General features: G+C 38.2%; 14 protein-coding genes and 1 pseudogene. 9 read left to right on the forward strand and 6 right to left on the reverse strand.

Annotated features, from left to right (window positions below; translation table 11 throughout):
• The first annotated feature begins 340 nt into the window (after nt 1–340).
• On the forward strand, nt 341–973 hold the full coding sequence (locus EDD72_RS12250) for a ferredoxin-thioredoxin reductase catalytic domain-containing protein (RefSeq protein WP_132770773.1): 633 nt from the start codon (nt 341–343) through the stop codon (nt 971–973).
• A 58-nt stretch (nt 974–1031) separates the two neighbouring features.
• Here the strand turns inward: EDD72_RS12250 and EDD72_RS12255 are convergent, their stop codons facing one another.
• Nucleotides 1032–1631, reverse strand: coding sequence for a YitT family protein (locus EDD72_RS12255; protein WP_132770775.1), 600 nt, complete (start codon nt 1629–1631; stop codon nt 1032–1034).
• Between the two features lie 160 nt (nt 1632–1791).
• Between EDD72_RS12255 and EDD72_RS12260 the strand changes: the two genes are divergently transcribed.
• Both EDD72_RS12260 and EDD72_RS12265 read left to right on the forward strand, forming a co-directional pair.
• Nucleotides 1792–2211 (forward strand): MerR family transcriptional regulator, encoded by a 420-nt coding sequence (locus tag EDD72_RS12260; RefSeq protein WP_132770777.1) that lies wholly within the window; start codon nt 1792–1794, stop codon nt 2209–2211.
• 16 nt (nt 2212–2227) lie between these two features.
• Nucleotides 2228–2911, forward strand: a complete 684-nt coding sequence (locus EDD72_RS12265; protein ID WP_132770779.1) for a zinc metallopeptidase — start codon at nt 2228–2230, stop codon at nt 2909–2911.
• 398 nt (nt 2912–3309) lie between these two features.
• Here the strand turns inward: EDD72_RS12265 and EDD72_RS12270 are convergent, their stop codons facing one another.
• The 4 genes and pseudogenes from EDD72_RS12270 to hxlR all read right to left on the reverse strand — a co-directional run.
• Complete coding sequence (locus tag EDD72_RS12270) at nt 3310–3981, reverse strand: GNAT family N-acetyltransferase (RefSeq protein WP_132770781.1); 672 nt, start codon at nt 3979–3981, stop codon at nt 3310–3312.
• A 16-nt stretch (nt 3982–3997) separates the two neighbouring features.
• Complete coding sequence (locus EDD72_RS12275; protein WP_132770783.1) at nt 3998–4672, reverse strand: GNAT family N-acetyltransferase; 675 nt, start codon at nt 4670–4672, stop codon at nt 3998–4000.
• A gap of 24 nt (nt 4673–4696) precedes the next feature.
• Nucleotides 4697–5554 (reverse strand): carbon-nitrogen hydrolase family protein, encoded by an 858-nt coding sequence (locus tag EDD72_RS12280; RefSeq protein ID WP_132770785.1) that lies wholly within the window; start codon nt 5552–5554, stop codon nt 4697–4699.
• Nucleotides 5555–5841: 287 nt separating this feature from the next.
• A pseudogene (hxlR, locus tag EDD72_RS12285) lies at nt 5842–6081 on the reverse strand (transcriptional activator HxlR); the annotation flags it as partial.
• A gap of 306 nt (nt 6082–6387) precedes the next feature.
• On the opposite strand from hxlR, the gene EDD72_RS12290 reads away from it, so the two are divergent.
• The 4 genes from EDD72_RS12290 to EDD72_RS12305 all read left to right on the forward strand — a co-directional run bounded on the left by EDD72_RS12290 (nt 6388) and on the right by EDD72_RS12305 (nt 7772).
• Nucleotides 6388–6669, forward strand: a complete 282-nt coding sequence (locus EDD72_RS12290; protein ID WP_243643846.1) for a hypothetical protein — start codon at nt 6388–6390, stop codon at nt 6667–6669.
• 199 nt (nt 6670–6868) lie between these two features.
• A complete protein-coding gene (locus tag EDD72_RS12295; RefSeq protein ID WP_132770789.1) occupies nt 6869–7066 on the forward strand; it encodes an SHOCT domain-containing protein in 198 nt (65 codons plus the stop codon).
• 78 nt (nt 7067–7144) lie between these two features.
• Entirely contained in the window at nt 7145–7510 is a 366-nt protein-coding gene (locus tag EDD72_RS12300; RefSeq protein WP_132770791.1) for an SHOCT domain-containing protein, read from the forward strand.
• Between the two features lie 16 nt (nt 7511–7526).
• On the forward strand, nt 7527–7772 hold the full coding sequence (locus tag EDD72_RS12305) for an SHOCT domain-containing protein (protein ID WP_132770793.1): 246 nt from the start codon (nt 7527–7529) through the stop codon (nt 7770–7772).
• 77 nt (nt 7773–7849) lie between these two features.
• Here EDD72_RS12305 and EDD72_RS12310 read toward each other — a convergent pair whose 3' ends face one another.
• Nucleotides 7850–8161, reverse strand: a complete 312-nt coding sequence (locus tag EDD72_RS12310; RefSeq protein ID WP_132770795.1) for a winged helix-turn-helix transcriptional regulator — start codon at nt 8159–8161, stop codon at nt 7850–7852.
• Nucleotides 8162–8296: 135 nt separating this feature from the next.
• On the opposite strand from EDD72_RS12310, the gene EDD72_RS12315 reads away from it, so the two are divergent.
• Nucleotides 8297–8692 (forward strand): DoxX family protein, encoded by a 396-nt coding sequence (locus EDD72_RS12315; protein WP_132770797.1) that lies wholly within the window; start codon nt 8297–8299, stop codon nt 8690–8692.
• A 93-nt stretch (nt 8693–8785) separates the two neighbouring features.
• On the forward strand, nt 8786–9418 hold the full coding sequence (lgt, locus tag EDD72_RS12320) for a prolipoprotein diacylglyceryl transferase (RefSeq protein WP_279388115.1): 633 nt from the start codon (nt 8786–8788) through the stop codon (nt 9416–9418).
• The last annotated feature ends 508 nt before the right edge of the window (nt 9419–9926 follow it).

Here is a 9926-nt window from a genome sequence, read left to right on the forward strand (position 1 = left end):
TTGGGATTGTGGCACTCGCACATAACATATTGAAAGTGGCGGGCATCCGCCTCGACACTTTCCTAGAATCAATCGGAATCAAAAAACAAGCTGGAAAAAAACGAAAGGTTTTTCACCAGCTTGTTTACTATTTTAGGGACTTTTTAGACAGCCCCTTTTTTTGGTTTGTGATACAAACCTGTTTTAAAAGTGTCATTTATAAGGTGAATGATCAAGAGAACAATTAACGAAGAATTTCATCTATTCATTTTCATATTTATCATGGGTAATTATTATACCTTGTAGGGTATTTTCTTATATGTTAAAATTGACCTTGTTCATTTGAAAGGAGGTGAAAAATATGGGAAAACTAAAAGCAAATCTTCGGATGTATAAAGATTTCTTTGGTGGATATATTAAATACCGAGAAAAAATTAAAAAAGCCGACCAATGGATTAACAAATATGCTGAAGTTAAAGGTTTATCTGTCAATCCCCATAAAATGTACTTAACCAATTTAAAAATTTGGTTAGCAGAAAATGAGGAAATCTATGGTCAACGAATCTGTCCTTGTTTTGAGGCGACAGGGGATAAAAAAATCGACCGTCAATTAACCTGCCCATGTACATATGCAGTACATGATATTGAAGTACATGGAACTTGCCATTGTAATCTATTTGGTCGAGCCGATTTAACAGAGGAAGAATGGAAAGAGCAAGAAGCAAGAATTATGAAAGAGTATCGTATTCCGTTAAATATCCAAGGTAACATTGTAGATACGCGAAATGTACCTCAGGATGATTATCGTGAAATGGATGTACCCGATCCTGTTCACCAATTGAAACAATCATTGAATCAGTTTGATGGAACTTTTCAGATGATTGTTGAGAGAGAGCAATCGGCAAAAAATATCGTCGGTTATTGTAAACTCAAAAATATTGAAGCTTCTTATGAAAACAGAGATGATTACTATCTCGTAACCGTTCAAAAATGAATATGAAAAAAAATATCCACCAGGTTGGTGGATATTTTTTTTTGACTAATGATTTCTATCAACATGGCTCATGCTTTTCCTTATTCCAAGTGAGTAGACTTGTTGCAATTCCTACAGATAACACCGTAATGAATGAAAGAATCAAATTGTTTTTTGAAATCAGGAGCCCACCTAACGAAATAATGGTTGCATCAAATAGAAAAATGACCAATCCAACATTGATCGAAAAATGTTTGGCTAAAAATTGCGCCAAAAGATCAAGGCCCCCTGTGCTAGCGTCTGCTCGCAACATGATCCCTATGCCGGCCCCAACCAGTAATCCTCCAAGAATTGAACTCTCTAAAGGGGAGATATGAATGTAATAATGAAAATAGTAGGTATAGGGATAAACGATATCAATAAAAAAGGAGGAAATCAGTAATCCATGTAGGCTATTATAGAAAAACGGTCTTGATTTAAACCATGCTAACAGATAGATCGGAAAACTGAAAAGAATAATCATTAGACCAACTTTATAACCAGTGAGATAGTTAACAATCAGGGCTAAACCAATCACTCCACCATCCAAGATGTGAAAAGGAATGATAAAAAAATTAATTCCAATCGACAGAATCAAACTGCCAAACAATATTGAAATAACCCTATGTATAAAGAGCATTTATACCTTCTCCTTTAATGAACTTAAAAAAATAGCCTATAAATGTATATGAATAATGAATCAAGAAAATACTAATCAAAACAATAACGTTTGACTGTATGGTTTAAGTCTGATATGATATTCATTAATAAGGATAGAAAGAGGTGTTCACGTTGGGAAATTGTATCGAATAGGGGAATTAGCATCTCTTGCAAACGTTTCGAAACGAACGATTGATTATTACACACAGCTAGGTTTACTCGATGTGACACGTTCAGAATCCAATTACCGTTATTATACTGAGAAGACAGTTGAGCAATTAAAGTTAATAGAGCAATACAAAAAACAGCATCTTTCATTAGAAGAAATTAAGGAACGTTTAAAGCTAGTTCATGAAAAAGACATGGTAAAAATTGAAAAACTGTTTGAAAAGATTGATCAACTTACTCAACAGATGAAGGATCTTGAATCTGAAATTTTAAAAATCAAACCCTACTTAGAAGGATTAAATGAACAACAAATGAAAGTGGTAATGAAACACCTTTCTAATCAAGGAATGTCATTTGTGAATGTGTTGATGATACTTTTAGGTAGTTTATAGAAAAGGAGGAGAAAATATGTTCTTTCATCCGATGGACTTTTTAATTTTTATCGCTTTTGGTTTATCGTTATGGGCACAATTGAAGGTAAAAGGTAATTTTGAGCAATGGTCGAGAGTTGAATCGATGATAGGGATGACTGGTGCACAGGTTGCTAGAAGAATATTGGATGAAAATAACCTTGAACACATCCCAGTAAGACCTGTACCGGGAAAGTTAACAGATCATTATGATCCAATAGCGAGAGAGGTTCGCTTGTCAGAGCCGGTCTATTATGGTACGTCGATCGCTTCTGTATCGGTTGCAGCCCACGAAGTAGGGCATGCGATTCAACATAAAGAAGGATATAGTGCCTTAGTATTAAGGCATAAATTATTTCCATTAGTGAACTTTAGTTCAGGTGCAGCCCCATTATTATTAATTCTTGGTTTTGTGTTTCAATGGGCTTCATTAATTGGGCTAGGAATACTGCTATTTTCCGTTGCCGTTGCCTTTCAATTGATTACCCTTCCTGTTGAATTTAATGCAAGCTCGAGGGCCAAGAAATTAATGTTATCGACAGGGATTCTACGAAACGGAGAAGAAACGGGTGTAAATAAAGTTCTAGGTGCAGCAGCATTGACCTATGTCGCAGCGGCTTTAATCTCCGTCTTAGAATTAACCAAGTATATTATGATCTTTGCTTCAAGTGACGAAGATTAATAGATAAATGTTCAGCCCCTCATATTGAAGTGACCCCTGTCAAGTAGACAGGAATAAAAAAGCATACTTATGCAACCTGAGTTCTGTATTGATAAGGACTCAGGTTATTTAATTTCTTTTCGTAACATAAAGCTTGTGATCCGAAAAGAGACGATTGAACGGGATTTTGCCGATATGAAAGAGAAGCATGGTCTGCGCTGAACGCATTACCGAGGATTGGAAAAAAATGCGGTGCAGGCGATGCTTGTTTAAAATGGGTTTCAGACATTCGTCTGAAACCCATTTTGTCAACAGTCTGAGTCGATTTTTCCATGGCATAGGAAAAATCGACTTTTTAGTCTTATCTTGTGTCTTTCTAAGAGACTGAAAAACAGGATTTATAAAAAATAGTGAGTCACTTAAATATCTAAAAGCAATATCGAATCCTTGGCCTCCAGATTTTCAATCATTTCATACCAAGATTTTGGTTTATTCGATAAGACAGAATAATAACGTTTCAAAAACTTCACAACAAGATCCGCTGGTAGTTCATTCACGTTATCGTCCATCGGAAGGAAACAAAGGTCGAGTCCTGTTACAGCCTCTCCATCATTGTTCCAAGATGGATGGACATAAGGGAAGTCAAGTCGCTTATAGCCAAGATGAGATAATACTTCACGACGAACATATGGATCCATAGGCTTAATTCCGCCAAATTCAAAATGCTCTACTCGGTAAGGATCATAAATTTCAGCAAACATACCAAATAACTGCTTTTCGTTTGCTGCTGCCCAAGCGTTCAAATCCTCTAATCTCTTTTGCGCTAAAAATCGCCCGATCCCAAGTCCTGGTTGGCCGATGATCGTGAAATCTGTCATTGCGACATTTAAATCTTCATAATAGCGATACTCTGTCGCACCTACGACATTCCCTTCATGAACAGCAACACACACACGAATTCCCGGATCTTCAAGAGGCTCTTTCCAAAGATCGAATTCTAATACCTCTTCAGGAGGAAATACATCCTGCATCAATTGGTGCATTTTTTTAAATAAAGGGTCTTCAATACTCGTAATTCTGCGATATTCCATTTCATCATTCTCCTTGTTAAGATTTTGATCGATAAAAAGGATTTTTCCATTCCATCAGTGCTGCATAATTACAAGATTCTTCATCCTCTAAATAGTTAGCCACCACTTTAACAGGAGTGCGGCCACAGCGAAGCAAGAAGGTAATAACAGGATCCTTCAATTCTCCTTTTACGACAGCTTCGAGGTATTGTTCCGCGGTCATCTCATCAGCTTTTTTATGATAGCCAGGCATTCTACCTCCGCCTAGCAGACGTTCCAATCCCAATTGAACGACGACTTCATACATGGATAGCATCAGCCATTTTCCCAGCCCTAATTTGCGATAAGCAGGGCGCACACCAATATCAACGACATAAAGCGTATTTCCGTTTGGATTATGGTTACGAATATATCCATTATCTGTGATCTCTTCCCATGTATGTTCCGGATGGTTAGGGTCAAAATCAACAATTAATCCTGTCATTGATCCCGCAATTTCACCATCAACCTCCACACATAAGGCACCCTCTGGAAAGAGCGTAACATGGTTTTTCAATTGTTCCGTGTTCCACCATAACTCAGACGGGAATGGTGGTGGAAAACTTTCCTGCTGGATGCGGATTAATCCAGGAAAGTCCTTTTCTTCATAATTTCGAATCACCGCTGGAACAGGTCGATCTTGGTCAAAGACATAAAATTCCTTTCGATACATCATTCTCCCTCCTTGTAAAGCAGCTTATTTCCAATCCGGATAGAGATCTGTGCGGCGATCACGCCATGTGGTAACCGATCCGCTTTCACGAACTTGGTATAATAGTTCTAAATCAAGATCAGCGGTTACAATCATATCATGGTTAATTTCCCCTTCGACTAAGATGCCGCGCGGAGGAAATGGAATATCGTTCGGTGTAATCACCGCCGCTTGCCCAAAATTCGCCCTCATAAAATCAACTGTAGGAAGAGAACCTACTGTACCAGTAGTGACGACATAGACTTGATTTTCGATTGCCCTCGCATGGCTGGTGTAACGGACACGATGAAATCCGTGACGATCATCGGTGCAAGAAGGAGAGAAAATGACATCCGCACCTTTCGCCTTTGCCATTCGAACGATTTCTGGAAATTCGATGTCATAGCAAGTCAACATCGCAATGGTTCCCTTGTCGGTCTCGAACACTTGTAGGCCATCGCCAGGAGACATGTTCCATTCCTTTACTTCTGTCGGAGTGATATGAAGCTTTGGCTGTTCGGCAACTCTTCCGTCTGGATAGAATAAATGAGCAACGTTGTATAATCGTCCGCCTTTACGGATGACATGGGTTCCTCCAATAATATGCATCTTTGTTTGCTTAGCTAAATTAATAAATAAAGACCGATATTGTTCTGTAAAATCAGGAAGATCTTGAATGGCCAAAGGTTGCCCTTGCTGGTTGCCAATAGACATTAGCTGGGTGGTGAAAAATTCCGGAAACAAGACAAAATCCGCTCCAAACTCTTCGGCTGTTTTAATATAATGTTCTACTTGTTTGGCAAATTCCTTAAACGATTGGATGGTATGGAGATGATATTGAACCGCTGAAACTCTCAGTTTCATAGTCTCCCCCCTTCTTTTGTTATCCATCTAGCAACGTTTCGCCTCATTCATGTGGCGATACTGATATTATTAGACACATCATTCAATTTAACAAGTACACACTTTCATGTTACATAGTGTGGAAAAGTATACTAAAAGGATAAGACGCACTGACATACTTCGTAAGTTCCGCTTTTAGGCCAGTGTGGACGCATGATGGCCATACCGTCCTCGCATCCTAACATTCATCAACGTACATACAGAAAAACCAACGGACAGCGGATCTTTCATAAAGATTGTTGTCCGTTGATTTTTGGTGGAACAACAGGATAGACTTCGCGATGAACAATTTGATCTTCCTCCAGCTCTCGCAACTGGTTAACAAGCATTCTTTGGGTGATTCCCGGCATGAGAGCTTTTAGTTCACTAAATCGCTTTTTTTCTCCTTTTCCTAGATGCCATAAAATAAGCATTTTCCATTTACCGCCAATAACAGCGAGTGTTAATTCTTTTTCGCAGTTATACGTCTTACCACAAACATGTCCCATCGTTTCACCCACCCCATGTTGATTATAACCTTATAGTATACTTTTTGCCACTTTGTAATAATAAAGCACATACTAGCAAATAAATGTTATACGTACAAAAAGCGGTATCTCGATCGTCACCGGCATTCCTAAAGGAAGAAAATAAAATCGGTTATAGTAGTAACGATCTTTTGTCAGAACTCTTTCAAAATCGATGATCACTCCCTTAAGTAGTTATGGAATAACACAACGAGAAATGTTTAGGTGTTGGGACTACGGCCTATGTAAGCTATGCAAAGGGAAATAGTCCAGACCCTCGAGGCTCTTATGCAGCAAAGGGGAGTTAACGTTGAACAGGCAGAACAATTCATGAAAGATCAAGGAATCAATGTTGATGAAATGTATCAAATTATGAATTCTGGTAATTTCGATGAGATGAAAAAATTCATGCAAAACCAAAATATCAACTTCGGGCAAATGTTACCTTATGCTAAACAAATGCATCCTGATTTAAGTACGGATCAACTAAAAGGCCTTTATGAAAGCATGCATGGAACAGGTGGATCATCAAACAGTAGTAATTTTCAAGGGATGGGTAATCTTAAATAAAGGATATTTAAAAGCGGCTAAATATTAGCCGCTTTTGCTGTTTTTTATATGGAAAATTTTTAATTTCCATTACGGGACGAAATTCATTTAATCTTCATTCTTTCTCCATTTTTATTCGATAATCTAGAAACATAAAGAAGATCACACCTAAAGGAACAGTATTAAAAAATGAATGTAAAAATAAAGGAGGAAATGTAACATGATGTTGATATTGATTTTAGCGATAGGATTTTATCTTTACAAAACAGGTGAGCTAGGGCGACTACTAAATAAAGTCCAAACCCTTGGAAGCAATAGCAGTAGTAACTTAAATGAAGCAAGACGAATTATTGATCTTCGTTTTGCAAAAGGTGAAATTACTGCTGAGGAATACAGCAAGTTAAAAAATCTTTTATAGGTTTTAAATGGCAATCTATAACGAATCCTTTAGGGTGACTTTCTAATAAATAGCAATTTACAAAAGGAGGAATAAACAATGATGTTTGGTGGTGGACACATGGGTGGTTTTTTCCGCCCAGGATATGGTGGCTATGGAAATGGTTTTGGTAATAGTTGGGGTTACTTCCCTAACAATTTTGGCCATGGGAATGGATTTGGTTATGGAATGATGTCAGGTTGGAATTTATCAGGGCTCCTATTCCTATTACTCATTGGATTTGTGGTTTATTTACTCATTAAAAGAAGTAAGCAGAATCATGTTGGACAAAGCCAAGGTTTAGTCAGTATTGCGAATGGACAAGTTTCATCTTCAGAAGCAATAGAGATTGCAAAGTTAAGATATGTTCGTGGCGAAATTTCCTTTGATGAATACCAAGAAATCGTGAAAGTAATCGGTTCATAGGAAAGGGAATGGTTACATGTTAAATTTAATTCTGACGGTTATTGTTGCGTATTACCTTGTAAAAACAGGTGATTTGTTTAAATTGATTAAACTAGCAAAAAAATTCATCGTAGATCTCTTCGTTTCTCTTAAAAAAGAAACTGAATCAGCAACAGCGACGCAAACACAGCAAGCAGTTAACCCGATTGAGATTCTAAAAATTCGCTATGCGAAAGGCGAAATCAGTGAAAGTGAATTTGAAAAGATGAGAAGGATTTTTTAACGGAAAATTGAGGATAATTTGCCCCCTCCCATTTAATGAAGCGACGAAGTGTCGCTTCTTTTTCATGTACTCCAACCTTACTTAACCCAAGAATCGGCCCATTGTTGTACGGCATCCATCACAGGGGTTAGGGCCACACCTTTTTCAGTCAATTCGTATTCAATTCGAACGGGAGTCTCTGGATAAACCTTTCTAACGATAATACCGGCTTCCTCTAATTGTTTTAAACGGTCAACGAGCATCTTATCACTCATATTTGGAATGACCTCGGAGATATCTTTAAATCGTTTTGGCCCATGGAGAAGAACACGAATGATTAAACCTGTCCAACGTTTCCCTAAAAGCTCAAATGCATATTCGAATTTCGGACATAAATGTAAGTCTTCCATGATTAATCATCTCCTTTAAAATTATTTTAACATAATCACTTGACAAAAGTAAGTAACTAAACTATCATTACTTACATAAAGTAAGTTAATAACTTTTATTAATTAATTTTAAAAAATAAAGGGAGATGAGAAAGAATGAATTTAGGTTTATTGATTATTCGTTTAGTTGTTGGTCTTACTTTTGCAGGGCACGGTTCCCAAAAATTGTTTGGCTGGTTTGGTGGTTATGGATTGAAAGGAACTGGCGGATGGTTGGAATCGATAGGTATAAAACCAGGCGTGCTCATGGCACTTGCAGCAGGTCTAAGTGAACTAGTTGGAGGATTGTTATTTGCTTTTGGTTTATTTACACCATTAGGGGCGTTCCTTATCGTCATCACAATGCTCGTGGCCATATTTACAGTCCATGGTAAAAACGGATACTGGGTAACTTCTAACGGGTATGAATATAATCTGATCTTGATTGCTGTCGCTATTGGCGTGGCTTTAATTGGCCCTGGCGCTTATTCTTTAAGTTCATTATTAGGTTGAAAAACGATTTTATCCTGTAAATAAAAAGAGACAATGCTTGTCATCAAAGTATTAGGATACAAATGATGACAAGCTTTTTTTCATATTTTCTACATATTTTCAGTTTATGCACGAATTTGGCATGTATTCTTCTTTCAGTGGCCTTATTATTCACAACATCTTAATGAAATATTGGCAATATGGAATGGTGGAATTGCGATTCAGGGAGCATTAATTGGCGGTTTTGTAACGGCAATCCTCTATACCCGCTATTACAAGTTAAACTTTTGGGAGCTAGCAGATATTATGGCTCCGGCGATTATTCTCGGCCAAGCGATCGGAAGAATTGCTTGTTTCTTAAACGGGGATGCGTTTGGGTCACCAACGAATTCAGGGCTTGGACTTGTCTATCCACCTGGAACGATGGCCTATGATACCTATGGCTCACAACCATTGTGGCCAGCAGAGATATGGGAAGGACAATGGGATCTGATTGTGTTTTCGATCTTAATGGTTATGAAAAATAAGAAATGGCCAAAAGGATTTCTATTTATCTCTTATAATATATTATACTCCATTGGCCGGTTCCTTCTTGAATTCTTAAGAGGAGATTCACCAAGATATGCATTCAACTGGACCGCAGGGCAATGGACCAGTATTGTTGTTATTCTTCTATCCATTGCAGTCATGAGTTCACTTGTATCTGAAAGAAAAAGAAGTCTCCAAACTTTCTTCACAAACTTCTGATAATCTTTCATTGTAGTCAGATGAACTAAAAACCTCCCCCCCATAAAAGCGGCTTAATCTGCCGCTTTTTTATGTGCGCCCAGCATGGGCGCAAACTTGTCGGTGAAAGTCCGATACGGGGGCTGGTAGTGCCAACCGTTAGCCAAAGACAAGGGTGTCCACCGCGAGGTGGAATCTGAAGGAAGTCGGAGGCAAATCTCTGGTCTGAGGTACACGAATTGCATTCGAGGCTTATTCTTGTGGGTGAGTTTGCATAACAAAACAAAGCCCAATAACTACCCGAAAACAAGGAAAGTAAATGCAACAGATATGTGGAGAGAAAGTTTGCGCTCTTACCTGGGGAGGTCTCAGAGGAACGTCGTGGAAATAATTTTGAAACGTCAACCTATGCAGTGATGTATAGCTGAGCTCTGAGAAGTCAGCAGAGGTCATAGTGCGTGCGTGGCAGCACGGTCATCAGGTGGGTTAAAGTCCCGCTGAGCCTCGGACTAGGGGGCTCATATCCAAA

It is taken from the genome of Tepidibacillus fermentans (genome assembly GCF_004342885.1).
Classification (GTDB): domain Bacteria; phylum Bacillota; class Bacilli; order Tepidibacillales; family Tepidibacillaceae; genus Tepidibacillus; species Tepidibacillus fermentans.

What these genes read in the sequence shown, in the direction of transcription:
- EDD72_RS12250 (WP_132770773.1), top strand. Translation starts at nt 341, where the DNA reads ATGGGAAAACTAAAAGCAAATCTTCGGATGTATAAAGATTTCTTTGGT.
- EDD72_RS12255 (WP_132770775.1), bottom strand. Translation starts at nt 1,631, where the DNA reads ATGCTCTTTATACATAGGGTTATTTCAATATTGTTTGGCAGTTTGATT.
- EDD72_RS12265 (WP_132770779.1), top strand. Translation starts at nt 2,228, where the DNA reads ATGTTCTTTCATCCGATGGACTTTTTAATTTTTATCGCTTTTGGTTTA.
- EDD72_RS12270 (WP_132770781.1), bottom strand. Translation starts at nt 3,981, where the DNA reads ATGGAATATCGCAGAATTACGAGTATTGAAGACCCTTTATTTAAAAAA.
- EDD72_RS12275 (WP_132770783.1), bottom strand. Translation starts at nt 4,672, where the DNA reads ATGTATCGAAAGGAATTTTATGTCTTTGACCAAGATCGACCTGTTCCA.
- EDD72_RS12280 (WP_132770785.1), bottom strand. Translation starts at nt 5,554, where the DNA reads ATGAAACTGAGAGTTTCAGCGGTTCAATATCATCTCCATACCATCCAA.
- EDD72_RS12290 (WP_243643846.1), top strand. Translation starts at nt 6,388, where the DNA reads ATGCAGCAAAGGGGAGTTAACGTTGAACAGGCAGAACAATTCATGAAA.
- EDD72_RS12295 (WP_132770789.1), top strand. Translation starts at nt 6,869, where the DNA reads ATGATGTTGATATTGATTTTAGCGATAGGATTTTATCTTTACAAAACA.
- EDD72_RS12300 (WP_132770791.1), top strand. Translation starts at nt 7,145, where the DNA reads ATGATGTTTGGTGGTGGACACATGGGTGGTTTTTTCCGCCCAGGATAT.
- EDD72_RS12305 (WP_132770793.1), top strand. Translation starts at nt 7,527, where the DNA reads ATGTTAAATTTAATTCTGACGGTTATTGTTGCGTATTACCTTGTAAAA.
- EDD72_RS12310 (WP_132770795.1), bottom strand. Translation starts at nt 8,161, where the DNA reads ATGGAAGACTTACATTTATGTCCGAAATTCGAATATGCATTTGAGCTT.
- EDD72_RS12315 (WP_132770797.1), top strand. Translation starts at nt 8,297, where the DNA reads ATGAATTTAGGTTTATTGATTATTCGTTTAGTTGTTGGTCTTACTTTT.